At 63.0% G+C, this 25,130-nt stretch carries 22 protein-coding genes and 1 tRNA gene; 10 read left to right on the forward strand and 13 right to left on the reverse strand.

Features of this window, described 5'->3' with window-relative positions:
* Window positions 1-89: 89 nt before the first annotated feature.
* The 5 genes from KUV38_RS11865 to ychF form a co-directional block, all read right to left on the reverse strand.
* Window positions 90-179, reverse strand: a tRNA-Ser gene (locus tag KUV38_RS11865).
* Window positions 180-228: 49 nt separating this feature from the next.
* Complete coding sequence (locus KUV38_RS11870; RefSeq protein ID WP_222470248.1) at window positions 229-1,122, reverse strand: dioxygenase; 894 nt, start codon at window positions 1,120-1,122, stop codon at window positions 229-231.
* Window positions 1,123-1,304: 182 nt separating this feature from the next.
* Window positions 1,305-2,279 carry an agmatinase gene (speB, locus tag KUV38_RS11875; protein WP_222470249.1) on the reverse strand — a complete coding sequence of 325 codons (975 nt, stop codon included), beginning with the start codon at window positions 2,277-2,279 and terminating at the stop codon, window positions 1,305-1,307.
* 100 nt (window positions 2,280-2,379) lie between these two features.
* Window positions 2,380-2,730 (reverse strand): hypothetical protein, encoded by a 351-nt coding sequence (locus KUV38_RS11880; protein ID WP_222470250.1) that lies wholly within the window; start codon window positions 2,728-2,730, stop codon window positions 2,380-2,382.
* Between the two features lie 65 nt (window positions 2,731-2,795).
* The gene (gene ychF / locus KUV38_RS11885; protein WP_222470251.1) at window positions 2,796-3,893 is read right to left on the reverse strand and encodes a redox-regulated ATPase YchF; all 1,098 of its coding nucleotides are present in this window, start codon (window positions 3,891-3,893) and stop codon (window positions 2,796-2,798) included.
* Between the two features lie 100 nt (window positions 3,894-3,993).
* On the opposite strand from ychF, the gene KUV38_RS11890 reads away from it, so the two are divergent.
* The 5 genes from KUV38_RS11890 (at window position 3,994) to KUV38_RS11910 (ending at window position 8,241) form a co-directional block, all read left to right on the forward strand.
* Entirely contained in the window at window positions 3,994-4,410 is a 417-nt protein-coding gene (locus tag KUV38_RS11890) for a hypothetical protein (protein ID WP_222470252.1), read from the forward strand.
* Window positions 4,394-4,996: a hypothetical protein gene (locus KUV38_RS11895; protein WP_222470253.1), complete on the forward strand. Its 603-nt coding sequence runs from the start codon at window positions 4,394-4,396 to the stop codon at window positions 4,994-4,996. Before KUV38_RS11890 ends, KUV38_RS11895 begins: the two co-directional genes overlap by 17 nt.
* A 75-nt stretch (window positions 4,997-5,071) precedes the next feature.
* The gene (locus KUV38_RS11900) at window positions 5,072-5,491 is read left to right on the forward strand and encodes a VOC family protein (protein WP_222470254.1); all 420 of its coding nucleotides are present in this window, start codon (window positions 5,072-5,074) and stop codon (window positions 5,489-5,491) included.
* Between the two features lie 108 nt (window positions 5,492-5,599).
* Window positions 5,600-6,826: a putative DNA modification/repair radical SAM protein gene (locus KUV38_RS11905; protein WP_222470255.1), complete on the forward strand. Its 1,227-nt coding sequence runs from the start codon at window positions 5,600-5,602 to the stop codon at window positions 6,824-6,826.
* Window positions 6,826-8,241, forward strand: a complete 1,416-nt coding sequence (locus KUV38_RS11910; protein ID WP_222470256.1) for a UdgX family uracil-DNA binding protein — start codon at window positions 6,826-6,828, stop codon at window positions 8,239-8,241. The genes KUV38_RS11905 and KUV38_RS11910 overlap by 1 nt, the downstream gene beginning before the upstream one ends.
* 15 nt (window positions 8,242-8,256) lie before the next feature.
* On the opposite strand, the gene KUV38_RS11915 is transcribed toward KUV38_RS11910, so the two are convergent.
* From KUV38_RS11915 to choX, 8 genes are all read right to left on the reverse strand, one after another.
* On the reverse strand, window positions 8,257-9,624 hold the full coding sequence (locus tag KUV38_RS11915; RefSeq protein WP_261385209.1) for an aspartate aminotransferase family protein: 1,368 nt from the start codon (window positions 9,622-9,624) through the stop codon (window positions 8,257-8,259).
* An 84-nt stretch (window positions 9,625-9,708) separates the two neighbouring features.
* Window positions 9,709-10,413 carry a hypothetical protein gene (locus tag KUV38_RS11920; protein ID WP_222470258.1) on the reverse strand — a complete coding sequence of 235 codons (705 nt, stop codon included), beginning with the start codon at window positions 10,411-10,413 and terminating at the stop codon, window positions 9,709-9,711.
* 101 nt (window positions 10,414-10,514) lie between these two features.
* Window positions 10,515-13,715 carry a CheR family methyltransferase gene (locus tag KUV38_RS11925; protein ID WP_222470259.1) on the reverse strand — a complete coding sequence of 1,067 codons (3,201 nt, stop codon included), beginning with the start codon at window positions 13,713-13,715 and terminating at the stop codon, window positions 10,515-10,517.
* A 113-nt stretch (window positions 13,716-13,828) separates the two neighbouring features.
* On the reverse strand, window positions 13,829-14,314 hold the full coding sequence (locus KUV38_RS11930; RefSeq protein WP_222470260.1) for an RrF2 family transcriptional regulator: 486 nt from the start codon (window positions 14,312-14,314) through the stop codon (window positions 13,829-13,831).
* Between the two features lie 118 nt (window positions 14,315-14,432).
* Window positions 14,433-14,873, reverse strand: coding sequence for a ribose 5-phosphate isomerase B (gene rpiB / locus KUV38_RS11935; RefSeq protein ID WP_222470261.1), 441 nt, complete (start codon window positions 14,871-14,873; stop codon window positions 14,433-14,435).
* Between the two features lie 104 nt (window positions 14,874-14,977).
* Window positions 14,978-16,015 carry a choline ABC transporter ATP-binding protein gene (gene choV, locus KUV38_RS11940; RefSeq protein ID WP_222470262.1) on the reverse strand — a complete coding sequence of 346 codons (1,038 nt, stop codon included), beginning with the start codon at window positions 16,013-16,015 and terminating at the stop codon, window positions 14,978-14,980.
* Window positions 16,012-16,851: a choline ABC transporter permease subunit gene (gene choW, locus KUV38_RS11945; RefSeq protein ID WP_222470263.1), complete on the reverse strand. Its 840-nt coding sequence runs from the start codon at window positions 16,849-16,851 to the stop codon at window positions 16,012-16,014. Before choW ends, choV begins: the two co-directional genes overlap by 4 nt.
* A gap of 112 nt (window positions 16,852-16,963) precedes the next feature.
* Window positions 16,964-17,884 carry a choline ABC transporter substrate-binding protein gene (gene choX, locus KUV38_RS11950; RefSeq protein ID WP_222470264.1) on the reverse strand — a complete coding sequence of 307 codons (921 nt, stop codon included), beginning with the start codon at window positions 17,882-17,884 and terminating at the stop codon, window positions 16,964-16,966.
* A gap of 101 nt (window positions 17,885-17,985) precedes the next feature.
* Here choX and betI point away from each other — a divergent pair, with 101 nt between their 5' ends.
* From betI to KUV38_RS11975, 5 genes are all read left to right on the forward strand, one after another.
* Window positions 17,986-18,558 (forward strand): choline-responsive transcriptional repressor BetI, encoded by a 573-nt coding sequence (betI, locus tag KUV38_RS11955; RefSeq protein ID WP_222470265.1) that lies wholly within the window; start codon window positions 17,986-17,988, stop codon window positions 18,556-18,558.
* Window positions 18,555-20,063: a choline-sulfatase gene (gene betC / locus KUV38_RS11960; protein ID WP_222470266.1), complete on the forward strand. Its 1,509-nt coding sequence runs from the start codon at window positions 18,555-18,557 to the stop codon at window positions 20,061-20,063. The genes betI and betC overlap by 4 nt, the downstream gene beginning before the upstream one ends.
* 7 nt (window positions 20,064-20,070) lie before the next feature.
* Window positions 20,071-21,528 (forward strand): betaine-aldehyde dehydrogenase, encoded by a 1,458-nt coding sequence (gene betB / locus KUV38_RS11965; RefSeq protein WP_222470267.1) that lies wholly within the window; start codon window positions 20,071-20,073, stop codon window positions 21,526-21,528.
* Window positions 21,528-23,186, forward strand: coding sequence for a choline dehydrogenase (gene betA / locus KUV38_RS11970; protein WP_222470268.1), 1,659 nt, complete (start codon window positions 21,528-21,530; stop codon window positions 23,184-23,186). Before betB ends, betA begins: the two co-directional genes overlap by 1 nt.
* A gap of 140 nt (window positions 23,187-23,326) precedes the next feature.
* Window positions 23,327-25,129 carry an autotransporter assembly complex protein TamA gene (locus KUV38_RS11975; protein WP_222470269.1) on the forward strand — a complete coding sequence of 601 codons (1,803 nt, stop codon included), beginning with the start codon at window positions 23,327-23,329 and terminating at the stop codon, window positions 25,127-25,129.
* The last annotated feature ends 1 nt before the right edge of the window (window position 25,130 follow it).

Genomic DNA, 25,130 nt, shown 5'->3' on the forward strand with positions numbered 1-25,130 from the left:
GCGAGAAGAGCTTCAATCCGAGTAGCGGATCCAGGCCCAGAGCTCGTCCGGGTTTCGTGAACAAACCAAGCCAGCTACGTTGAGTTTGGTGGCGGAGACGAAGGGATTCGAACCCTCGAGACGGTTTCCCGCCTACTCCCTTAGCAGGGGAGCGCCTTCGACCACTCGGCCACGTCTCCGCCGGCGGGTTTATCGGCCAAGGCTGCGGGGGGCAAGGGTGAAATCGCGCTACTTGATCGGCGGCACCGGCAGCCGGGCCTCGCCTTTCTGCAAGACAAAGCGATGGGTCAGCGAGAACCACTCGCCTGGACCGTCTGCCTCGGGGTGTGGCCCCTCGTGCCGCTCCAGCTTGCCGATCAGCGCCTCGGTCACGCCGAACTGCACATCCGTGCTCAGCCACTCGGTGTCATCCACGTAGATCTGTGAGATCAGGGTCTTGAAGCCTTCCTTGAAGGCCAGCACGTGCACATGGGCGGGGCGCATCGGGTGGCGGCCCTGCACCTCCAGCAGCCGGCCCACGGTCGTGTCGGTCGGGATCGGGTAGCCGATGGGCCGGACCGAGCGGAAGTGCACCATGCCATCGGTCCCGGTGCGGAACTTGCCGCGCAGATTATAGGGCGCCTGATCGGCGTCCTGGTTCTCGTAGAGCCCGACCGGCGAGGCATGCCAGACATCCACCTCCAGCCCCTCCACCGGCGCACCCTCGGCATCGGTGAAGGCAAACTCCACGAACATCGCCGGCCCCGGCGTGCTGGAGCGCACGATCGAGGCGCCCTGCTCCGTCTCCGGGTGATTCAGCCGCCAGAACGGACCGAGCAGGGATTGCGTCGTTTCCGTCGTCCCGCCGTCGCCGTTGTTCTGAAGGCAGACGAGGGACGACACGCCGAGCGACCCGGCCATCAGCACGAACTCGTTGTGGCTGTCGGTGGTCTGCTGGCCCATCGTGTTGAGGATCGCGGTGGCCGCCCGGAACTCCTCCTCCGTCAGCCCGGTCTCCCGCACGAAGCCGTGGAGGTGCCGCACGAGGCTTTCCATGATCTCCCTGAGACGCGGCTCCCGGGTCTGGGCCATCACCTCGAGCACGGCAGGCGTGAGGGCCTCAAGGTCACGAATGATCGGCATGGGCGGTCTCCTCCGGTGCGGTTCGAATGCGGGCCTCAGGCGGTCCGTTGCGCGGGACGTTGCGTTAACTTAACCACGATCACCACTATCGCGTATGCATGGGATGTGCATCAGTTGTGCATCACTTGTGCATGTTGCAGATTTACGGTTAACGCCTGAAATCGTTCGGTTTTCTCCGGAAATTAAGCATCGGCCCCGCCAGACGCGGATTCCGCCATCACGCAAAGCAATTCGAACATAACCGACATCCCGAGGTAGGCCGTTGCGCCGCCCACATCGAAGGGCGGGGACACCTCGACCATATCTGCGGCCACCACGTTCAGCCCGCGCAGGGCCCGTACAACCTGAAGCGCCTGATAGCTGTTCGGCCCGCCCACCTCCGGCGTGCCGGTGCCCGGGGCATAGGCCGGGTCGATGAAGTCGATATCATAGCTCACATAGGTCGGCCCCTCCCCTACGATCTCGCGCGCCTCGGCCATCAAGTCATCCACGCCGCGGGCATGGAATTCCTCGATCGGGATCAGGCGGATACCGACCGCCTTGGCAAAATCCTTGTCCTCGCTGTCATAGGCTGTGCCGCGAATGCCGATCTGCACGACCCGCTCCGGCTCCAGCAGCCCCTCCTCCACCGCCCGCCGGAACGGGGTGCCGTGGGTGTACATCGTGCCGCCGAAGTAGGAGTGGTAGAGGTCGGTGTGGCTGTCAAAATGCACCATCCCGACCGGGTCATTCGCCGCCACGGCACGGAGCACGGGCAGCGAGGTCAGATGGTCGCCCCCCGCCGTCAGCGGGATCACCCCGGCGTCCAACACCTTGGAATAGAACGAGGTTATCCGGTCCATCGTATCGGCAATATCCGCCGGGTTGGGCGCGACATCCCCCAGATCGGCGCAGTTCACCAGCTCATAGGGCCGCACGCCCGTCGCCCCGTTTTCCGCCCGGATCATGGTGGAGGCATCCCGCAACGAACGCGGCCCGTGGCGCGGGCCGGGCCGGTTGGTGGTGCCGGAGTCCCACGGCACCCCGATCAGCCCGATCTCGACCTCCGCGAGGCGCGGATCGTCCAGCGGAACGTGCGGCAACCGCATGAAGGTCGGAATGCCCGCAAAACGCGGCAACTCAAAGCCCGAAACGGGCTGGAAAAAGGGGTTGGGCATGGTGGGGCTCCCTCGCTGAAACTCCCGCCAACTGTGGCGAGGTTTCGCGAGGGCTTGAACCCCAAATCACCACCTGCCCGTCAGCAGGTGAGGGCAGCCATCACTCTGCGTCGATCAACAGGCACTTGTAGCGTTTCTCAGTCTCTTCCACGGTCGCTTCCGCCTCGGAGTTGATCCGCCGCGAAATCTGGGCGCTGGTGGCCGTCCCGTTGACGATGTGGTTCGCCGCCCAGTCCGCCACCTTGCCGAGCCGCGCCTCTGTATACCCATGTGCCTTGGCCGCCCGCGCCTTGGCATCCGCCCCCGGGGCGCAGAGATACACACTCCGCTCACCCTCGCTGTTCTGAAAAGCAAAGCGCTCACGGTCCGGGAATGCGGTGTTCACGACGGCATCGGTCGAACAGGCCGAGAGCAGCGCGGCGGCGGTGAGCAGCGGGAGGAGACGGGTCATCAACAAGGGTCCTTCGGTTCAGTCACGTGACTGCCCGAGGCGGTGATGCCCCAAGGCAGCTCCGGTCAGCCGGAATGGAGAAAATGCAGCACGTCGCCGTCCTGCACAACATAGGCTTTGCCCTCGGCGCGCATCTTGCCCGCCTCCTTAGCGCCCTGTTCACCATTTCCGGCTATGTAATCAGCGTAGGCGATCGTTTCGGCCCGGATGAACCCTTTTTCGAAGTCGCCATGGATCACGCCCGCCGCGCGCGGGGCAGAGGTGCCCTCCGGGATCGTCCAGGCGCGGGCTTCCTTGGGGCCGACGGTAAAATAGGTTTGCAGGTGCAGCAGCTCGTAACCCGCCTTGATCAGCCGCGACAGGCCGGCTTCTTTCAGGCCCAGTTCCTCGAGGAACATCTCGGCCTCTTCGGCATCGAGCTGGCTAATCTCTTCTTCGATCTTCGCAGAGATCACCACCGCAGCAGCGCCCTGTTCGGCGGCCATCTTCGCCACCGCCTCGGAATGCGCGTTGCCAGTGGCCGCCTCATCCTCGGCCACGTTGCACACATAGAGGATCGGCTTGGTGGTGAGCAGCTGAAGCTGCCGCCATGCCCGTGCGTCTTCGTCGGAAACCTCAACCGAGCGCGCCGGTTTGCCGTCTTCCAGCGCCGCCTGAGCCTCGGCGAGCAGGCGATCCTGCAGGGCGGCTTCCTTGTCGTTGCCCTTGAGCTTGCGCACCAGACCGGCGCGGCGCTTCTCGATGCTCTCGAGGTCGGCCAGCATCAACTCGGTCTCGATGGTCTCGGCATCGGCCACCGGGTCCACCCGGCCTTCGACGTGGGTCACATCGCCATCCTCAAAGCAGCGCAGCACATGAGCCACCGCATCGCACTCGCGGATGTTGGCCAGAAACTGGTTGCCCAGCCCTTCTCCCTTGCTCGCGCCCTTCACCAGCCCGGCGATATCAACAAAGGTCATCCGCGTCGGGATGATTTGCTTGGAGCTCGCAATCGCGGCGAGTTTGTCCAGCCGGTCATCCGGCACCGCCACTTCGCCCACGTTGGGCTCGATAGTGCAGAACGGAAAGTTCGCCGCCTGCGCCGCCGCCGTGCGGGTAAGCGCGTTGAAGAGCGTCGATTTGCCCACGTTGGGCAGCCCCACGATACCGGTCTTGAAGCCCATTGCCTTGCCTCCGATTGTCCGAGCCGCCTTCTACGGCGGGCCGCGCGGGAGGGCAATGGCCGCTTGCCGCTTGCGCCCACGGCCCTGCGGCTTAGAACGGGTGAAACAGCCAACAAGCCCAAGCAAGGCCAAGACCGTCCACATGCTTCGCCCGATCCTCGCCCTCGCCCTGCTGGCTGCTGCGCCCGCCGCCGCGCAACAGGACGAAACCTTCTTTTTCCTGCTCACCGCGCCGCAACTGACCTGCCTGCGCGACAATGCAGAGACCTACGCGCCAGCCGAGGGCCAGACCGCCTTTGTCACGCTGGCCGACTGTGGCAATGGCAGCCCCGCCCCGGCGCCGGATGCCGCGCAGTTCTCCACGCCCGACATTTCGCTCTTCGACGGCACGGAAGCGCCCGATGCGGTGGTCGCGCTTTCGGCGCAGGATTTTGCCTGCCTCGCCAAGCTGGAGATTCCGCAAGAGGCTGGGCTGCTCGCCTTCTACCCGGAGCGCTGCAATGTCGAACCCCGCTGAAGAGGCTGCCCCGCCTCGCTCGCGCATCCGCCGGTTCTTCAAGCCCGAGATGGATATCGACACGCTGGCTCATATCTTCACCCTCGTGGTGGCCGTGGCCGGTATGGCGAAGTTCTTCTACGATCAGGATCAGGCCACCAAGGCCGAGAACCGCGAGCGGGCGATCACCTATATCAACGCCTATACCGAAGACCCGCTGCTCGGCACGCGGCAGTCGCTCTATGATTTCTGGGCCGGTCAGCCTGAGCTGGTGGCCATGATGCGCGGCCAGCAGATGACGCCGCGCAACTATGCAGCCATGTTGCAAGCCTCGGTGTTCCGCACCGGCGCCGCCGAGCCGATCCGCGAGCCGCTTCTGGTGCTCGACAGTTTTTACAGCCAGGTCAGCTTCTGCGAGAGCGCGGGCCTCTGTGACACCGCCATCATCGACCGCTACTTCTGCGAACACGCCCGCCGCGACGCGCAGGCCTACGCGCCCTTCTTCGCGCATCTGCGCACTCAGAGCGGCGACACGCGCATCGGGGTTGAGCTGGCCAATTTCGCCGGGCGGTGCACCCCTACAGGCGCGGAGCCGCCCACAGGCTGACGCGGGATCGCATCAGGGTTGACCCTCCGTCGATCGCTCTTTTATGTTGATATCAACTCACAAAGGAGACCCGACATGGAAGCCACCCCCTATCTCTTCTTCAAAGGCACCTGCCGCGAAGCCTTTGAAACCTATGCAAAAGTATTCGGCTCCCCCGCCCCGGACCTGATGACCTACGCAAACCTGCCCGAAGCGGACAAGGCCCAGATGCCCGACATCCCCGCCGACGCGGTGATGCACGGCAGCATGAAAATCGGCGAAAGCCTCGTCTACGGGTCCGACGACATGATGGGAGAATTCATCCCCATGGCCGGCTGCTCCATGGCCGCAACCCTCCCCGACGAGGCCACAACCCGCGCGGCTTTCGAGGCCCTCGCCGAAGGCGGCGAAGTGCGCATGCCGCTGATGCCAATGTTCTGGACCCCGCTCTTCGGCACCCTGACTGACCGCTTCGGCATCCGCTGGATGGTCATGGCCGAGGGCGACCAAGGCTGATCTTGCCCGCCGGGGCGGGCGGCCCACCTGCCCCGGCTATGTCTTTCTGCATTGCCCTCCCGACCCTGTGACTGGCATGTTCCGGGATAGGAACATATACAGAACATCATGGTCAAACGCACGCTTCAAGACAAGCTGGCGATCCTCGCGGACGCCGCCAAATACGACGCCTCCTGCGCCTCCTCAGGCGGGGAGAAGCGCAACAGCAAGGATGGCAACGGCCTCGGTTCCTCCGGCGGCGCGGGCATCTGCCATGCCTACGCGCCCGACGGTCGTTGCATCTCGCTGCTGAAGATCCTGATGACGAACTTCTGCATCTACGACTGCGCCTATTGCGTAAACCGGGTCAGCAGCCGGGTGGAACGGGCGCGGTTCTCGGTGGAGGAGGTCGTGCATCTCACCGTCGAGTTCTACCGCCGCAACTACATCGAGGGGCTTTTCCTGTCGTCCGGCATCATCAAGTCACCCGATGACACGATGGCCGACATGGTTCGCATCGCTAGAACCCTGCGGGAGCAGGAGAACTTCCGCGGTTACATCCACCTCAAAACCATCCCCGATGCCTCGCCCGAACTTCTCGACGAGGCAGGCAAATGGGCCGACCGGCTCTCGATCAACGTCGAGCTGCCCACCGAGCAGGCCCTGACCTCGCTCGCACCTGAGAAATCCGCTCAGCAGATCCGCACCGCCATGGCAGGTGTCCGTGCCCGCCGGGAGGCCGCGAAAGAGCCAAGTTGGAAAGGCCGCCGCGGCCGGTTTGCGCCCGCCGGACAGAGCACCCAGATGATCGTCGGCGCCGATGCGGCGAAAGACAGTGACATCCTCGTCAACTCCTCCACGCTCTATGCCAGTTACAAGCTGTCCCGTGTGTACTACTCCGCCTTCTCCCCCATCCCAGATGCCTCGAAGGCCCTCCCGCTCATCCGCCCGCCCCTGAAACGCGAGCACCGTCTCTATCAGGCCGACTGGCTGATGCGGTTCTACGGCTTCGCCGCGGATGAGATCGCCCCCGCCTCCGGCATGCTCGACCTCGAGATCGACCCCAAACTCGCTTGGGCGCTGCACCACCGCGAGGCCTTTCCCGTCGACATCAACCGCGCCTCTCGTGAGGCCCTGCTGCGAACACCCGGCCTCGGCACGACCAGCGTAAAACGCATCCTCGCCGCCCGGCGGCACCGCACCCTTCGCTATGACGACCTCCTCAAGATCGGCTGCAACCTGAAGAACGCGAAGCCCTTCATCACCTGCCCCGGCTGGTCCCCCCGTGGACTAACCGATGACGCCAACCTGCGCGCCCGCTTCGCCCCGCCGCCCGAGCAGCTCTCGCTCTTCTGATGCTCACCGTCCGCCTGCCAAAAATCGGGTCGGTCGCCGCCTGGCGCAGCGAGGCCAGGAGACTCGCTGCTGAAGGGATAGGGGCGGAACATGTGCGCTGGACACAAGACAGCGAGCAGGATCTGTTTGCATCCGACAAAGCGCCGCGCGGCGCCCCGGTGGAAATCCGGCTCTCCAAGCAGGCGCTCTTCGATATCGAAAGCAGCCTGTACCATCGCGACCCCGAGCGATTTGCCCGCGCCTACGCGCTCGTCCTCCGCCTCGGTCGCGGCGAAATCCGCTGGGGCGACCGAGCCGATGATGCGCTGCGCAAGCTCCTGCATCAGCGCAAGGAGGTGGGCCGCGACATCCACAAGATGCACGCGTTTGTCCGCTTCAATGAGGTCACCGAACCCGGCGCAAACCGCCGGGCCTTTGCCGCTTGGTTCGAGCCCGACAACCCGATTACCGAGGCCGCCGCGCCCTTCTTTGCCAAGCGGTTCGGAGATATGGACTGGGTGATAGCCACGCCTGACCTGACCGCCCGCTTCATCGCCGGCCAGCTGTCGTTTGAGGAAACCCGGGCAGACGCTCGCCCGCCCGAGGATGCCAGCCATGAGCTGTGGCGGACCTATTACGCCAACATCTTTAACCCCGCGCGCCTGATGCCCGAGGCGATGCGCTCGGAGATGCCCAAGAAATACTGGAAGAACCTGCCTGAGGCGCGGCTTATCCCCGATTTGATCCGCACCGCCCCGGCCCGTGCGGCGGAGATGCATGCCAAGATGCCTTCCATCCCGCCCGCCTTCGCCGCTAAGGCCGTCGCAACCCGTGCACCGATGCCGGAGGGTGTGACGCTCGAGACCTTCAAGCAACATCTCGATGCCTGCACCCGCTGCCCGATCGGGTGCCGCGCCACTCAGGCTGTCGCGGGAGAGGGCCCTTGGACTGCGCCGCTGATGGTGGTTGGTGAGCAACCGGGCGACGCCGAGGACTTATCGGGCAAGCCCTTCGTCGGGCCGGCTGGCCAGCTCTTCGGTACCTGCGCGGCAAAGGCCGGTCTTCCGCTGGAGAAGGTCTACGTCACCAATGCGGTGAAGCACTTCAAGTTCACCCCACGCGGCAAACGCCGCATACACCAGCGCCCTGACGCCGGGGAGGTCGAGATTTGCTCATGGTGGCTCGATCTCGAGCGGCAATGGGTGAAGCCGCGATTGCTTCTCGCAATGGGTGCTACCGCCGCGCTGGCTCTGACCGGGTCGGCAAAGAACATCACCGCCCGGCGGGGGACGGTGGAGGCCACGAAAGATGGCACACCGGTTCTGCTGACGACCCATCCAAGCTATCTGCTACGGCTGCCCGACCAGCCAGCGCGGATTGCCGCCGAGGCGAAATTCACTGAAGATCTGAGGGCGGCCAAAGCAATGCTCGCCTGACCGCCCTTTGAGGCGTTAGCCGTGCTCGGTGCTCACATCTTTCAACGCAGCTTCAACGCCCGTCAGAATCTCGGCCACGCCTTCCTCATCGATGATCATCGGCGGGCAGAAGGCGATTGTGTCACCAAGGTTACGGGCAATGACGCCGTGGTTCATCAGCGCCACGTTCATCGCTGTGCCGAGCGCGCCAACCGGCTTTTCTTCCTTCGCCTTTGCCGGGTCCATCTCCAGCGCCGCGATCAGTCCGATGCCGCGCATTTCACCCACAAGGCCGAACTCGTCAGCCAGTTTCTTCAGCCCGGCCCGCAGCGGCTCGCCCTGTTTGGCGGCATTGGCGACCAGCCCGCGCTCTTCAATGATCGCAATGTTCTCGAGCGCCACGGCGGCCCCGACCGGATGGCCGGCGCCAGTGACACCGTGGCCCAGAGTACCGATCCGCCCCGACTCGTCCTGAATGGGCGCATAGGCGCGTTCGTTCAGCAGCACGGCGGAGAGCGGGAAGTAGGAGGAGGTGATCTGCTTGGAGGTCACGAGGATATCGGGCTTGATATCAAAGGTCTGACTCCCCCAGAGGTTGCCTGTCCGGCCAAAGCCACAGATCACCTCGTCAGCGACCAGCAGGATGTCATACTTGGCCAGCACCTCTTGGATCTTCTGCCAGTAGCCTTTGGGCGGCACCACCACGCCACCTGCCCCCATCACCGGCTCCCCGATGAAGGCGGCAATGGTATCCGGGCCTTCGGCCTGGATCATCGCGTCGAGATCTGCGGCGCAGCGAGTGGCGAACTCCTCTTCGCTCTCGCCGTCCTGCCCTTCTTTCCAGTAGTGCGGGCAAGTGGTGTGGAGGATCTGCGGCAGCGGAAGATCGAAGCTCTTGTGGTTATATGGCAGGCCCGTCATCGAGGCCGACGCCACAGTAACGCCGTGGTAGCCGCGCAGACGGGAGATGATCTTTTTCTTCTCCGGCTTGCCCAGCGCGTTGGAGCGATACCAGAGAAACTTGACCACAGTGTCATTGGCCTCAGAGCCGGAGTTTGTGAAATAGGCCTTGCTCATTGGCACCGGCGCAAGGCTCACCAGCTTCTCGGCGAGATCAATCGCGGGGCCGTGCGAGCGGTGGGCGAAGGTCTGGTAGTAAGGCAGCTTCTGCATCTGCTCGGTGGCAGCCTTCACCAGCCGCACTTCGCCAAAACCCACAGCCACCGACCACAGGCCGGCCAGCGCCTCGACGTAGCGCTTGCCTTGGTTGTCAAAAACATGAACGCCCTCGCCCCGTTCGATCACCGTGGGGCCGACCTCCTGATGCAGCTCGGCATTGGTGTAGCTGTGCAGGTGATAGGCGATGTCGCGGGCTTCGGGCGAATTCGGCGAGTGGCGATTCATGGCAGGGCCTTTCCGTAGGATTTCGCGGCCCAGCATCCACAGGCGCTGGCGGATGTCACCCCCCAGAAAGCGCAGGCTGAAAAACTAGCGTATCGGCGCGGCCAGCGGCAGTCCGAGGCCCTTCAAGGCTTCCGGGGTTTCTCGGGGCAACTGTTGTGCTGCCGTGTACTCACCCACACCCGGCCGGTGGGCGAGGTACCGGGTGAAAAGGCCCACGTAGAACTCCAGATCGTGCCTCTTTTCCTGCAAGGTCTCCAGCCGCGCCTGCACCCGTTCAACCGGCCCGGCATCGTCATAGGATTTGGGAAGTTCGAAACGCAGCATGTCCAGACAAGGCAAAAGCAGGTCGAGCAGCGCCATCGCCGCCACCGAGTGGAGCGCATTCTCGGCAGCATGCTCCGTTCGATGGCGCGGCAAGAGCAGCGCCTGCACCGAACCAAAGGCCCTCATGAACCGGACCCAGACCTTTTGAATCCCGTCGATGGCGGTTTGCGCGGCGACCCGGATCCCCACAAGCGAGAGATGGGCGATTGGCACATGGACATCGGCATCCGCAATTAGCCCCCGGTCATGTGATGCGGGCAGGTGCAGTTTCAACTGTTCCAGAAAAGCGGGGGTGAACGCCTGCTCTACCGGCTGAGGAACAGCGAAACTGGTCTTCGTGCGGGTTGCGCCGAGATTGAACTCGACCCGGTCTACGAACCACTGGTTGGTGGTTGTGTCGCGAAAGATCGACAACGCAATTTGACTCGAATTTTCAGCACCTTCCGTATCCGCACCAATCCACATCTTGCAGCCCTCGTCGCAACCTTTTCGGGAACACGGCATTATCGGCCGGAAATCGTTACCTTATGGTTAACGGGCGGTGGACGCGGGTAAGGATGCGGCAGTCAACCGAGCTTCGTAAGAGTCACGACGACGTGGCTGACTTCTCCTGCCTCGTCCCGATACGCCCGGCCCGAGACCTGACACATCGTTTCGGAGCCATCGTCGCGTCGCATTTTTCCCTCAAATTCAAATGGCTGGCCGTTGGAAGTGGCCGTATCTAGATGCTTACGCAAAGTATCGCGGCAATCTGCTTCGAACGCTTCCAGAACCCGTTCGATGTCTGGCTGATCTGACTGGTTCAGGCTCAAAAGCTTGAATAGCTCCGTGTTCCAAAAACAGACGCCATTCTGCACATCATATGAGAGCACTCCGACCCCTTTTTCGGTAGCAATCTCATTGTAATGGCGCAGCAGCACGGCTTCTGTCCGTACCCGCGAGTAATCCCGCAGCACTCCGACGATCATGACCGCATTGTTCAGCCGGTCGGTGATGACCGTTCCCCCGCTTTCGACCACGATCACCTGACCATCCGCGCGGATGATCCGTGCTCGGAAGTCGAAGCTCCCCTGTGCCTCGACCGCCTTGTCCAACTTCGCCTTCACGGCGGCACGGTCATCGGGTTGGTAGAACTCCAGCGCGCGCGCAAGCGGAAAGGCCGCCGCCTCGGGTGCCATGCCGTGTATCGCGAAGGTTTCATCGGACCAGGTGACCTCCTTCTCCGGAAGGGCCACCTGCCATGTCCCGATCTGGCCAAAACGGCGCAGGGTGTGGTTGAGCGTCGTCTCGATAGAAGACTCCAGCGACGTCACCATCAGAACGAGGCCGATCAGATCGTCGCTTGAGCTGAAGAGCGGCGCGATCGTGAGCAAAAACCGCCGGTTATCTCGTCCGAACTGGCGCGAGGTGAACTTGCGGCTGAGAAGGGTCTGCGAGCAGAGATCCACCAGTGAGGGGAAGCCATCTGGGAGATCAGCCTGAGAGATATGCCCCATCGACTGACCGCGCGTCCGCAGCCCAAACTCCTCTATCGCGCGGCGGGAGGCGTGTCGAATGAGCAGACCTTGATCGAGCATGAGCATAGTCGTCGGCAGCCCGTCGACGATACCATTAAGCTCTGCCGTGGTGCGCTGAAGCTCCGTCGAGTTGACGATGAGTTCTTCGTTGACGGTGATCAGCTCTTCGTTGGTGGATTGAAGCTCCTCGTTCGAGGTTTCGAGCTCTTCATTCGTGCTCTGCAACTCCTCGTTGGAACTCTGCAATTCCTCGTTCAGCGATTGCAGCTCTTCGTTCGAAGTCTGAAGCTGCTCCATGGTCACGTTCAGTGCTTCGCGTGTTCGGCTCAGCTCATTTTCCACATAGGTCAGGTAATCGCTGCGCTCTTCCTCATTCGGCTCCGGCGCGCTCCGCATTTCGGTTTCGATCGTGACCAGAACATGTGGGTCTTCGTGGTCACCGGTGCGCAGAGGATAGGCCACGAGGCGCGCGTAATTGAAGCCACGGCCTTCCATCTCATGCCACTGACCCGTTCGGGTTTTCATGTTCTTGAGCGCTACCAACGTGAGGGTGGTGCTCTCATTTGCGAGCGGGGCCTTCAGCAGCCGAAGAGAAAAACCTTTGAACACTGCATCGGTGATCTGGCTGAACGGCGCGAGATCGCCATAAACCTTCAGCACTGTGCCCTCATGGTTCACCAGCACCGCATTCTCCGCCACGGCCTTTACCAGTGCATGGAAATGCTCCCAGTCGTCCGGATGATCCGACGGATGCTGCTTTTGCTGATCGAGGATCCGGCGGCTGGCACGAATAGCATGGGTCGACCCGATGCTCGCGGCATCCAGTGGTGGTGAGGTCCGCTTGGCATAAATCTTGGCTGAGCCTTCGTATTGCACGAAATGGCTATCCATCGCGCCCGTGGTTTCCGACGTGCCCAGAAAGAGCAGGCCATCGGGTGCCAGCGCATATTGGATGCGGGAGAGCACCCGATCTTGGAGATTGCTGTCGAAGTAGATCAGGACGTTCCGGATGCTCACCAAGTCGATCGACATGAACGGCGCATCCTGAAAGATGTTGTGCCGGGTGAACATGACGCAATTGCGCAGCGCCTTGTTCACCGTAAGCCTGTCGCCGGAGATATCGAAGTATTTGGCCAGCAGATCTGATGGTATGTCATCGGCCGCGCTGCGCGGATAGGTGCCCTTTCGGCCGATAGCGAGCGCGTGCTCGTCGATGTCGGTCGCAAAGATTTGGAGCGTTTCCTTGCCAAGCGCCTCCGGCCCACCAGCCGCCTCGGCATAAAGCGCAGCTATGGAATAGGCCTCTTCACCAGTGGCACAGCCGGCCACCCAGATCCGCATTTTGGCCCCCGGTTTGGCCTTGACTCGATCGCGTATCACGTCACCCAGCACCGAAAACTGCTCGCGGTCCCTGAAAAACCGGGTCACCGAAATGAGCAGATCCTTGTAGAGTGCCTCGACCTCCTCCTGACTGCGGCGGCAGAAGTCGATGTACTCAGCGCGGGTGGCAATGCCCTTGGCCACCATCCGCCGGTGCACCCTGCGATTGATCGTGCTTTCTTTGTATTGGCGAAAATCGACCATCGTGTGGGCGAGCAGGATCTGAAAGAGGTCGGCGTTTTTAGTTGCCTCTTCGCCCATCCGCTTCAGTTCTTCGAGATCACGGGGTTTGCTGAGGATTTCTTCGAGATGCTTACCGATCTGCTGCGGCGTCAGCACGAGATCAATGCAACCGGTACGGATGGCATAGACCGGCATGGAGTCGTATTTGGCTGAAGTCGGCTCCTGCGCGAGCGTGATACCCCCCACCTCGCGGATCGCCTGCACCCCATAGCTGCCATCACTTCCGGTGCCGGAAAGCACCAGCCCCATGCAACGCGACCCCAGCCCTTCGGCCAAAGCCTTGAACAGCCGGTCGGCAGAGGGCTTGGGCGTGGCCGGGTGCCCCGTGGGCTTCAGGACTTCCAGCATGCCGTCATGAAAGCCCACATCACTGCCCGGCGGCGGAATGTAAATTGTATCCGTTTGCGGCACGGTAGGCTCTCGAATTTCCTTTACGTCCAGAGAGGTCTCACGCCCAAGCAGCTTAACCAGCATGCTCTCATGGCTGGGCGACATGTGCTGCGCCAAAACGAAGGTGCAACTCAACCCCTTGGGGAGGCTCTGCAAGAACAGAGACATCGCTTCGAGCCCGCCCGCCGAGGCCGCAATGCCAACAACTATGGGCGTTTCTGCTGTGACTTCGGCCATATGTCCCCCGGCAAATTCCATAACTCAATGCAGAAGCTCCGTACCGAATTTCTAGCACCGGTTGTATGGGGTTGCCATGTGTTTAATGGCTACTATAAGGCCGAAATTCGAGACTATCTGTCCACTTGCGGCGCCTGTGCGCAGCGCGGCGTGGGCGCACTCGCGGCCGTATGGGTGAAAAGCTCTTCCAACCCGGTGTTGCCGTCGATCAGGTCTGCCAAGTTCACCGTGTCCAGCGCCGCATAGAAGGCGTCCAGCGCCTTGAACAGGGCGGGCCGAAGGCGGCATGAGGCCGTCAGCGGGCAGGTGTTTTCTGCTCCTTCGAAACACTCGGCAAAGGGCAGAGCCGCTTCGAAGCGGCGGAACACTTCGCCCACGCTGACACGCTCAGGCAAGGTCGCAAGCCTGACACCCCCGGAGCGCCCGCGCGTTGCTTGGATGTATCCCAGCCGGTTCAGCACCGGTACGACCTGCATCAGGTGGTTGACCGAAACATTGCAGGCCAGCGCGATATCGGCGGACCGATGCAATTTTCCGGGGTGGCAGGCGCAGAACATCAGCACCCGCATGGCAAGATTTGTTCGTGTCGTCAGACGCATTGACGGCTCGGGCTCCTGTCGTTTTCAGGAGCCTATAGAAATTTCCGCTCCACGTCCCATGACATGGATCAAGGCCGTCAGGTGCTTAGTAGGTTTGCGTGCACTGGCCTTTCGGGCTTCAGCCCTCGATCATTTTCACCCGGGTCGCATGCCGCCCGCCCTCGAACTCGGCATCTAGGAAGGCATCGACGATATCCAACGCCAGCCCCTCTCCGACCACGCGAGCACCGATCGAGAGGATGTTGGCGTCGTTGTGCTGGCGGATCATGCGGGCGGAGAAGGTGTCGGAGCACACACCACAGCGGATCCCGGGCACCTTGTTGGCCGCCATCATGATCCCCTGCCCCGTACCACAAAGAATGATGCCAAGTGCGCAGTCGCCCGAGGCGACCTTTTCGGCCGCAGCCTTGCCGTGCAGCGGATAGTGGGTGCTTTCGGTCGTCACCGGCCCGATGTCCTCCACCTCCCAGCCCTTCTCGGCCACATGGGCGGCCACGGCCTGACGCAGCTCGATGGCGGCGTGGTCGCTGGACAGGACGATACGTTTGCTGGCGGTCATTGTGGCTTCCCCGAAGAATGGCGCTGTAGCGGCCCGAAAGCGGGCCGCATTCGCGGCGAAAATACTCACCTTTGCCTCAAGGTCCAGCGAGTCTAACGCGCCGTTCAGCTCACCGGGGTGACCTCACGCGCGGCCAGCCCCATCAGGATATCGTCCTTCGAGAGTTGCCCGACCAGCGTGCCGTTTTCCACGACCCCCACTGGCTCAGCCTGTGCCGTCACCGTCTCCAACCCGTCACGCACGAGGCTGTCGGCGTCGATGGTAACGGCAGGTGAGCCGGTGGCCGGCTGCATCAGATCACGAGCCCTGAGCACCCCGAGGGGGTTCATGTGCTGGACGAACTCGGCCACATAATCGTTCTTGGGATCGCGGAAAATGTCCTGCGGCGCGCCCGTCTGTACGATCCGTCCGCCTTCCATGATCGAGATCTGGTTGCCGAGTTTGAAGGCCTCGTCGAGGTCGTGGCTGACGAAGATGATGGTGCGCTTCAGCCTCTGTTGAAGCTCCAGCAGTTCGTCTTGCAGCTTGGTCCGAATGAGCGGGTCGAGCGCCGAGAAAGGCTCGTCCATCAGCAGGATCGGCGCTTCGGTGGCGAAAGCGCGGGCAAGGCCCACGCGCTGCTGCATCCCGCCCGAGAGCTCGCCCACCTTGCGTTCTGCCCAGTCGGTCAGCCCGACGAGGTCGAGCTGAGTGTCGATCCGCGCGTTTGCCTCGGTACGGGGCATCCCTGCCAGTTCCAACCCCAGGCCAACGTTTTCGCGCACCGTCCGCCATGGCAGCAGCCCAAACTGCTGGAACACCATCGCGACGTGGTGCATGCGAATACGCCGGAGCGTGGGTTTGTCGGCGTTGGTCACGTCGACCATGCTTTGCCCGTCATTCACGTGAACGGCGCCGCGCACCACGGGATTGAGCCCATTGACGGCCCGCAGCAGCGTGGATTTCCCCGAGCCGGAGAGCCCCATCAAAACGAGGATCTCGCCCTCTTTCACATCCAGCGAGCAATTGTGAACGCCCAGAACCTGGCCAGTCTCCTGCTGAATCTCACCTCGTTCCTGACCCGCATCCATAAGCGGCAGAGCACGCTCGGGGTGTTCGCCGAACACAATGGAGACGTTGTCGATTTTCACAGCGGTGGTCATTTGCGCGCCCCCACGTTCAACATCCGATCAAGCATGATGGCAACAACGACGATCACGAAGCCGCTCTCGAAGCCCAGCGCCGTGTTCACCTGCCCCAGCGCCCGCATCACCGGAACACCAAGGCCGTTGGCCCCCACGAGGGCGGCGATAACGACCATGGAAAGCGAGAGCATGATGGTCTGGTTCAGGCCCGCCATGATCTGCGGGAAAGCGTAGGGGAGTTCGACCTTCCAAAGTGTCTGCCGGGGTGTCGCGCCAAAGGCACGTGCTGCCTCCAGCAGCGCCTGCGGGGTAGAGGCGACGCCGAGATAGGTCAGCCGGATCGGCGCGGGCAGCACGAAGATCACCGTGGCGATCAGGCCCGGCACCATGCCGATGCCGAAGAACACGATGGCTGGGATCAGGTAAACGAAGGTCGGCAGGGTCTGCATGAGGTCCAACACCGGGCGCAGATAAGTGTAGAGCTTGGGCCGGTGCGCGCAGGCAATGCCGATGGGCACGCCGATGGCCATACAGACGAGGCAGGCCGAGAGCACCAGCGTCAGGCTTTCAGTGGTTTCATCCCAGTAGCCCTGATTGAGAATGAAGAGGAAGCCGACGAAAACGAAGAGGCAGATCTTCCAGCTTTTCTGAAGGAACCATGTGGCCGCAACGAAGGCGGCGATGACGAGAATCGCAGGAGGCTCCTGCATGATCCACAAGATGGCGTCGATCATCGTCTCCATGATCGAGGCAAAGCCGTCCAGCAGCACCTCACCGTGATCGCGGATCCAGTCGAACACGACCTTGGCGCCCTTGCCCACGGGTATCTTGTAATCTTCCAGCCAGTCTTCCACGGCTCAATTCTCCCCATTGTCCCTGCTTGGCCGGCGCTCGCGCGGCGCCTTTTCCTCGGGCCAAAAAAGAACCGCCCGCGGCATGGCGGGCGGTTCGGTCTTGCGGTTTCGATCAGAGCCCCAGCGCGGCGCTGACGGCGGCCTTTGCGTCACCGCCATCCTTGGCGGTCACACCCTCGAGCCAGGTGTCGAGCACATCGGCATTCGCCTTCAGCCACTCTTCGGTGGCATCCGCCGGATCGGCACCATCATCAAGGATCTGGCCCATGATGCCGTTTTCCATCTCGAGCGTGAAATCCATGTTGGCGAAGAGCTTGCCGAGGTTCGGGCACTCTTCGGAGTAGCCCTTGCGGGTCACGGTGTGCACCACGCCCTCACCGCCAAAGAAGTCTTCGCCGCCGGGCAGGTACTTGAGCGAGAAGTTCGCATTCATCGGGTGGGGTTCCCAGCCGAGGAAGACGATATCCTGCTCGTCTTTGTAGGCGCGATCGACCTGCGCCAGCATGCCCTGCTCGGAGCTTTCGATCACTTCCATCTCGGCATCACCGAGGCCCATCTTGTTCTCTTCGATGAGCGACACGAGGTAGCCGTTTCCCTCGTTGCCCGGCTCGATGCCGTAGATCTTGTTGTCGAGCGATTCGGCGAACTTGGCGATATCGGCGTAGCTCTGCAGACCTTTCTCGAAGGTGTAGGTCGGCACTGCGAGCGTGTACTTCGTGCCTTCGAGGTTCACGTTGATCGCCTCGATCTCGCCCGACTCGATGTAGGGGCCGATGGCGCCGGACTGCGCCGGCATCCAGTTGCCCAAGAACACATCCACGTCGTCGCTCTCAAGCGAGGCGAAGGTCACGGGCACCGAGAGGATCTTTACATCCACGTCGTAGCCCAGCCCCTCGAGCACATGCTTGGCAGTGGCCGTGGTGGTGGTGATGTCGGTCCAGCCCACGTCAGACATGACGACGGTATCGCACTGGGCCCAGGCCGCGGAGGCGGCGCAGATGGCAAGCGCGGAAACGGCTGCGGTGGTTTTCATGTTGGTCTCCCTGTTCGTCGGAGTGGTAGGTTCATTTTGTTGATTGACCAATCAAACAATGACCGTTTATCCCCGTATTGCAAGCACTTTTGGAGTCGGCGATGAGCGTGGAACCCAAACGCAGAGCCCAGTTGGTGGAGGCGACGATACATGAGATCGGCGCGAATGGCTCGCTCGATGTGACGGTTGGCAAGATTGCCAAGCGCGCAGGCGTCTCGGCAGCGCTGGCCTTTCATTACTTCGGCGACAAGGACCAGCTTTTCCTCGCGGCCATGCGTCATGTGCTCAGCGTATATGCCGCCGAGGTCCGGGGTGCCCTGCTGGTGTCGGACGGGCCACGCGAACGGCTTGAGGGCATTCTGCGGGCCAGCTTCTCAAGCTGCAATTTCCGCGCCGAGGTAATCTCGGCATGGCTCAACTTCTACGTTCTGGCCCGCCGGAACGAAGAGGCCCGGCGCCTTCTTTCGGTCTATCACAGGCGGCTCCGCTCGAACCTCGTGCATGACCTGCGCCCGCTGGCGGAACAGGAGGCCACCGAGATCGCCGAGCGCATCGGCGCGGTCGTCGATGGACTCTACCTTCGCTACGCCTCCAACCCCGATGACATGACCGGCCAGACCGCGACCGACCATGCCCTCGCCACTTTGGCCAATGAACTCGGAGCCCTGGCATGAGCCGCCCCAATTTTCTCATCATCATGGTCGATCAGCTGAACGGCACGCTCTTCCCCGACGGGCCGGCGGACTGGCTCCACGCCCCCAATCTCAAGCGGCTGGCGGCGCGGTCGACGCGGTTCAGGAACGGTTACACCGCCTCGCCGCTGTGCGCGCCCGGGCGGGCGAGCTTCATGTCCGGCCAGCTTCCGTCGGTGACCGGCGTCTATGACAACGCCGCAGAGTTCCCCTCCGACCTGCCGACCTATGCCCACCACCTGCGCCGCGCGGGCTATCAGACCTGCCTCAGCGGCAAGATGCACTTTGTCGGACCGGACCAGATGCACGGGTTCGAGGAGCGGCTGACGACCGATATCTACCCCGCCGATTTTGGCTGGACCCCGGACTACCGCAAACCCGGCGAGCGGATCGACTGGTGGTATCATAACATGGGCTCGGTGACCGGTGCGGGCGTGGCCGAAATTTCCAACCAGATGGAATATGACGACGAGGTTGCCTACCACGCCACGCGCAAGCTCTACGATCTGGCACGCGGGCATGACGAGCGCCCTTGGTGCCTGACAGTGAGCTTCACCCATCCGCATGACCCCTACGTGGCCCGCAAGCGCTTCTGGGATTTGTATGAGGAGTGCGAGCATCTGGCGCCAGAGGTTGGGGCCTTCGAGTACGAGGAGCAGGACCCGCACTCAAAACGGATCTTCGACGCGAACGACTGGCGCAGCTTCGACATCACCGAAGAGGATATCCGCCGCTCCCGTCGTGCCTATTTCGCCAATATCTCCTACCTCGACGAGAAAGTGGGGGAGCTTCTGGACGTGCTGGAAGCAACCCGGCAGGAGGCCACGATCCTTTTTGTCTCCGACCACGGTGACATGCTCGGAGAGCGCGGCCTCTGGTTCAAGATGAACTTCTACGAGGGCTCCGCACGGGTTCCGGTCATGATCGCCTCGCCCGAGATGGCGCCGGGGCTGGTCGAGGCCCCGGTCAGCAACATCGACATCTGCCCCACCCTCTGCGACCTCGCCGGCGTGAGCATGGAAGAGGTCATGCCCTGGACGGCGGGCGAAAGCCTCAAGCCCCTCGGCCAAGGCGCAGAGCGGCAAAGCGCGGTTGCGATGGAATACGCCGCCGAGGCCAGCTACGCGCCGCTCGTCTCGCTCCGCAAGGGTCGCTACAAGCTGAACCTCTGCGCCCTCGACCCCGATCAGCTCTTCGACCTTGAGGCCGACCCGCACGAGCTGACCAACCTCGCAGGTGACCCGGCGCACACCGAGGCTTACGAGGCTCTCAAAGCAGAGGCTGCCGCGCGCTGGGATCTCAAACGGTTCGACGATGAAGTGCGCCGGTCTCAAGCCCGTCGCTGGGTTGTCTACGAGGCGCTCCGCAACGGCGAATACTACCCGTGGGATTACCAGCCGCTCCAGAAGGCCTCCGAGCGCTTCATGCGCAACCACATGGATCTGAATACTGTCGAAGAAGACGCCCGCTTTCCGCGCGGCGAGTGAGATATCAATGACTTACGAAACACAGCCCAAAGCCAGCCACTACGTGAACGGCGCCTATCTCGAAGACAAGAAGGGCGAGGTGATCAAGGTGATCTACCCTGCCACCGGTGAGGTGATTGCCAAGGTCCACGCCGCCACGCCCGCCGTCATCGACGCCGCGCTGGCGGCGGCAACCAAGGCGCAGAAGGTTTGGGCCGCGATGACCGGCCGCGAGCGGGGCCGCATTCTGACCGATGCAGCGCGGCTCATGCGCGAGCGCAACCGCGAGCTATCGGTGCTCGAAACCTACGACACCGGCAAGCCCATGCAGGAAACTCTCGTGGCCGACGCGACCTCTGGTGCCGATGCTCTGGAGTACTTCGGTGGCATCGCTGGCAGCCTGACGGGCGAACACATCCAGCTGGGCGAGGATTGGGTCTACACAATCCGCGAGCCGCTCGGCGTTTGCGTCGGCATCGGTGCGTGGAACTACCCTACCCAGATCGCCTGCTGGAAGAGCGCGCCCGCACTCGCCTGCGGCAACGCGATGGTGTTCAAACCGTCTGAAACGACGCCGCTCTGCGCCCTCAAAGTGGCCGAGATCCTCACAGAGGCTGGCGCACCTCCGGGCCTTTTCAACGTGGTGCAGGGCATGGGCGAAGTGGGTTCGCGGCTCGTGACGGACCCGCGGGTCGCCAAGGTCTCGCTCACCGGTTCCGTGCCCACCGGCCGCAAGGTCTATGCCGCGGCAGCAGGCGAGATGAAGCACGTCACGATGGAACTGGGCGGCAAATCCCCCCTCATCGTCTTCGACGACGCCGATCTCGACAACGCGGTGAGCGGCGCGATCAACGGCAACTTCTATTCCTCCGGTCAGGTCTGCTCCAACGGCACGCGAGTCTTTGTGCAGCGCGGCATCAAGGGCGCCTTCCTCGCCCGTCTCGCCGAACGGCTGAAAGACGCGGTCATTGGCGACCCGATGAACGAGGCGACCAACTTCGGCCCGATGGTCAGCGCCCGCCAGATGGAGATCGTGGAAGGCTACATCAAGAAGGGTGTGGCAGAGGGCGCGCGGCTCGTTGCGGGCGGCAAGCGGCTGGACCGGGAAGGCTTCTTCCTCGCCCCCACCGTCTTTGCCGATGTGAAAGACGAGATGACCATCGCGCGAGAAGAGATCTTTGGCCCGGTCATGGCCGTCCTCGACTTCAAGAACGAGGCAGAAGTGATCACCCGCGCCAATGATACGGCTTTCGGCCTCTCTGCCGGTGTTTTTACCCGCGACATCAGCCGCGCTCACCGAGTCATAGGTCAGCTGAAGGCCGGAAGCTGCTTCATCAACTCCTACAATGACGCCCCGGTCGAGGCCCCCTTCGGCGGGGTCAAGGCCTCCGGCGTCGGGCGGGAGAACTCCAAGGCGGCCATCGAGCACTACAGCCAGCTGAAATCTGTCTACGTCCGTATGGGCGATGTCGAGGCCGCCTTCTGATGCAGGCCGAATACGTCATTGTCGGCGCAGGCAGCGCGGGCTGCGCCATGGCGGCGCGGCTCTCGGAAGCCGGCCGCAAGGTGCTGGTGATCGAGCACGGCGGTTCTGACTGGGGGCCGTTCATCAACATGCCCGGCGCACTCAGCTACCCAATGAACATGTCGCGCTACGACTGGGGCTTTCAGTCCGAGCCAGAGCCCCACTTGGGCGGGCGCCGGATGGCCACGCCGCGCGGCAAGGTGATCGGCGGGTCGTCCTCCATCAACGGCATGATCTACGTGCGCGGCCATGCCCGTGACTTCGATCACTGGCGCGATGAAGGCGCCGAGGGCTGGGGCTATGCCGATGTGCTACCCTACTTCAAGCGGATGGAACACTGGCACGATGGCGGCCACGGCGGCGATCCGGCCTGGCGCGGCACCGACGGCCCGTTGCACGTGACCCGCGGCGCACGGATGAACCCGCTGGTGAAGGCCTTTGTCGAGGCGGGCGTGCAAGCAGGCTATCCGCGCACCGGCGACTACAACGGCGAGCAACAAGAAGGGTTTGGCCCATATGACATGACCGTCTGGCGCGGCGAGCGCTGGTCGGCGGCCAAGGCCTACCTGAAGCCTGCGCTCAAGGGGCCGAACTGCGAGCTTGTGCGCGCCTTCGCGCGGCGTGTCGTCATCGAGAATGGCCGTGCCGTAGGTGTCGAGGTGGAGCGCGGTGGCAAGGTCGAGGTGGTCCGTGCGGAGGCGGAAGTCATTCTGGCAGCCAGCTCGATCAACTCGCCCAAGCTGCTGATGCTCTCCGGCATCGGTCCGGCTTCGCATCTGGCCGATCACGGTATCGAAGTGGTCGCCGACCGCGCCGGGGTGGGCCAGAACCTTCAGGATCATCTCGAACTCTACGTGCAATACGCCTCGGCGCAGCCCGTCAGCCTCTATCGCTACTGGAACCTGCTCGGCAAAGCCTATGTTGGCGCGCGCTGGCTCTTTACCCGCAGCGGTCCGGGCGCGAGCAACCAGTTCGAGAGCGCCGGGTTTATCCGTTCTGATGCCGGGGTAGACTACCCCGACATTCAATTTCACTTCCTCCCGATCGCTGTTCGCTACGACGGCCAAGCCAGCCCCGAGGGCCACGGGTTTCAGGCCCATGTCGGCCCGATGCGCTCCCCCTCCCGCGGCGAGATCACCTTGAAATCCGCCAACCCGGCAGACGCGCCCCGGATATTCTTCAATTACATGAGCGAAGAGCAGGATTGGGTCGATTTCCGCCGCTGTATCCGCCTCACCCGCGAGCTGTTCCGTCAGGAGGCCTTCAGGCCCTTCGTGAAGCACGAGATCCAGCCCGGCGATGCAGCGCAGAGCGACGAGGCGCTCGACGAGGTTATCCGCGAGCACGCCGAAAGCGCCTATCACCCCTGCGGCACCGCGCGGATGGGCCTGGTGGACGACCCGCGCTCGGTGGTTGACCCGGAATGCCGGGTGATCGGCGTGGACGGGCTGCGGCTGGCTGACAGCTCGATCTTTCCGCGCATCACCAACGGCAACCTCAATGCGCCCTCGATCATGGTCGGTGAGAAAGCCGCAGACCATATCCTCGGACGCACGCCACTCCCCCCGCAGAACGTCCAGCCGTGGATGCACCCCGCGTGGGAAACCGCCCAGCGGTAGGGAACCGTCGGCGGCGGCGGGCCGTTGTCATCCGAGGTGGGGCGCAAGCTGCGGGAAAGGCATCAAATCGCGATGAGTTTGGTTGCAGCGACGCGGCTTTTGCCTATGGTTTGGCGAAGTCGAGGGAGCTCAGCAACACCGTGAAAATTCGTCAGTCTATTTGCCTGTTCGTAACCGCTTTCTCCTTTCTTTTCAGCAGCCTACCCGGCGCCGCGCAAACCAAGATCGGCCTGTCCGTCAACGGTGGCAACGACGATCTCCGCGAAGAGATCATCGCCGTTCTCTCCACCCGATCACTGCTTGTTGAAGGCGAGACAGACCCTCAGGGCCTCGTTGCCGCTGCACAGGCGGATTATCGCCGCATCGTCGCGGCGCTTTACGGCGAGGGTTACTACGGCCCGGTCGTCTCGATCCGGCTCGATGGCCGCGAAGCCTCCGAGATGTCGCCCTTCGCGGTGCCCGCACAGGTTGGCAGGATCAACGTGCTGGTCGACCCCGGCCCGCTCTTCCGCTTTGGCCGCGCCGAGATCGCACCGCTTGCCCCCCGCACAGAGTTGCCGCCGGGCTTTCGCACAGGCGAACCTGCCAAGGTGCCTGTAATCGAGGAGGCCGGCACAGCCGCGGTCGACCGCTGGCGCGAATTGGGCTTTGCCAAGACTGAGGCCACGAGCCAGCGTATCACGGCAAGCCATCCGGCCCGCCGGCTCGATGTTTCGGTCGGCTTGAACCCGGGCCGCAAACTTCGCTTCGGAAGGCTCATCCCCACAGGAAATGAGCGCTTGCGCAGCGACCGGATCATCGAGATCGCAGGCCTGCCCACTGGCGAAACCTTCCACCCCGATGAGGTCGATAAGGCCTCGACGCGGCTTCAACGCACCGGGGCCTTTCGCTCCGTGACCCTGAGCGAGAAGCTGGTGGCCAACCCGGACGGCACGCTGGATATCAATGCCGAACTGGTTGAAGCACAGCGGCGGCGGCTCGGCGTGGGGGCCGAACTGACTACGCTGGAGGGCGCCACGCTCTCCGCTTTCTGGCTCCACCGCAACCTCTTTGGCGGCGCCGAGCGGCTGCGCTTTGACGGCGAAATCAAGAATATCGGCCTCGGCGACGAGAATGGCGTCGATTACAGCCTCAGCGTCCTCTACGGACGTCCCGGCACCTTCAACGCCGATACCGATCTCTACATCCGCGCCGCGATCGAGCACGAGGACGAGCCACTCTACCTCTCACAAAGCTTCGAGATCGAAGGCGGCGTGACCCGGATCGTGAATGAGGAATACGAGTTTCAGGCCGGGCTCGGGCTGCTTTATTCGCACACCGAAGACGATATCGGCATCCGTGATTTCACTCTGCTGACCCTCCCCTTCAGTGGCACACTCGACCGGCGGGACAACGAGCTGGACGCGAAGAACGGCTATTTCCTGAACGTCGATTTCACGCCATTTGTTGGCATCTCAGGCTCTGGCAATGGTGCCCGCATCTATGCCGATGCACGCGGCTACCGCAGCTTTGGCGCGAGCGAAAACATTACGCTGGCCGGGCGGCTCCAGCTTGGCTCGGTAGTCGGCACCGATGTGACGGAAACCGTGCCCGATTTCCTCTTCTACTCCGGCGGCGGCGGCACCGTGCGCGGGCAGCCTTACCAATCGCTCGGGGTGACGCTTCCGGGCGGCGAAGAGATCGGCGGTCGCAGCTTCCTTGGGGCCTCGGTTGAGCTGCGCGGTCAGGTGAGTGAGAAAATTCAGGTCGTCGGCTTTTACGACTTCGGCCTAGTCAGCGCCGAAAGCTGGCCCGGTCAGGAGGGCGAGAGCCATGCGGGCGCGGGCCTCGGCATTCGCTATCAAACCGGCCTTGGCCCGATCCGTCTTGACGTGGCCACACCCGTCGGCGGCGACACCGGCGGTGGCGTCGAGCTCTACATCGGCATCGGGCAGGCATTCTGAT

The sequence above is a fragment of the Vannielia litorea genome, from assembly GCF_019801175.1.
Taxonomy (GTDB): Bacteria; Pseudomonadota; Alphaproteobacteria; order Rhodobacterales; family Rhodobacteraceae; genus Vannielia; species Vannielia litorea_B.

Excerpts from the sequence above, each read along its gene's own strand:
- KUV38_RS11870 (WP_222470248.1), bottom strand. The coding sequence starts at position 1,122 with ATGCCGATCATTCGTGACCTTGAGGCCCTCACGCCTGCCGTGCTCGAG.
- speB (WP_222470249.1), bottom strand. The coding sequence starts at position 2,279 with ATGCCCAACCCCTTTTTCCAGCCCGTTTCGGGCTTTGAGTTGCCGCGT.
- KUV38_RS11880 (WP_222470250.1), bottom strand. The coding sequence starts at position 2,730 with ATGACCCGTCTCCTCCCGCTGCTCACCGCCGCCGCGCTGCTCTCGGCC.
- ychF (WP_222470251.1), bottom strand. The coding sequence starts at position 3,893 with ATGGGCTTCAAGACCGGTATCGTGGGGCTGCCCAACGTGGGCAAATCG.
- KUV38_RS11895 (WP_222470253.1), top strand. The coding sequence starts at position 4,394 with ATGTCGAACCCCGCTGAAGAGGCTGCCCCGCCTCGCTCGCGCATCCGC.
- KUV38_RS11900 (WP_222470254.1), top strand. The coding sequence starts at position 5,072 with ATGGAAGCCACCCCCTATCTCTTCTTCAAAGGCACCTGCCGCGAAGCC.
- KUV38_RS11905 (WP_222470255.1), top strand. The coding sequence starts at position 5,600 with ATGGTCAAACGCACGCTTCAAGACAAGCTGGCGATCCTCGCGGACGCC.
- KUV38_RS11910 (WP_222470256.1), top strand. The coding sequence starts at position 6,826 with ATGCTCACCGTCCGCCTGCCAAAAATCGGGTCGGTCGCCGCCTGGCGC.
- KUV38_RS11915 (WP_261385209.1), bottom strand. The coding sequence starts at position 9,624 with ATGAATCGCCACTCGCCGAATTCGCCCGAAGCCCGCGACATCGCCTAT.
- KUV38_RS11920 (WP_222470258.1), bottom strand. The coding sequence starts at position 10,413 with ATGTGGATTGGTGCGGATACGGAAGGTGCTGAAAATTCGAGTCAAATT.
- KUV38_RS11925 (WP_222470259.1), bottom strand. The coding sequence starts at position 13,715 with ATGGCCGAAGTCACAGCAGAAACGCCCATAGTTGTTGGCATTGCGGCC.
- KUV38_RS11930 (WP_222470260.1), bottom strand. The coding sequence starts at position 14,314 with ATGCGTCTGACGACACGAACAAATCTTGCCATGCGGGTGCTGATGTTC.
- rpiB (WP_222470261.1), bottom strand. The coding sequence starts at position 14,873 with ATGACCGCCAGCAAACGTATCGTCCTGTCCAGCGACCACGCCGCCATC.
- choV (WP_222470262.1), bottom strand. The coding sequence starts at position 16,015 with ATGACCACCGCTGTGAAAATCGACAACGTCTCCATTGTGTTCGGCGAA.
- choX (WP_222470264.1), bottom strand. The coding sequence starts at position 17,884 with ATGAAAACCACCGCAGCCGTTTCCGCGCTTGCCATCTGCGCCGCCTCC.
- betI (WP_222470265.1), top strand. The coding sequence starts at position 17,986 with ATGAGCGTGGAACCCAAACGCAGAGCCCAGTTGGTGGAGGCGACGATA.
- betC (WP_222470266.1), top strand. The coding sequence starts at position 18,555 with ATGAGCCGCCCCAATTTTCTCATCATCATGGTCGATCAGCTGAACGGC.
- betB (WP_222470267.1), top strand. The coding sequence starts at position 20,071 with ATGACTTACGAAACACAGCCCAAAGCCAGCCACTACGTGAACGGCGCC.
- betA (WP_222470268.1), top strand. The coding sequence starts at position 21,528 with ATGCAGGCCGAATACGTCATTGTCGGCGCAGGCAGCGCGGGCTGCGCC.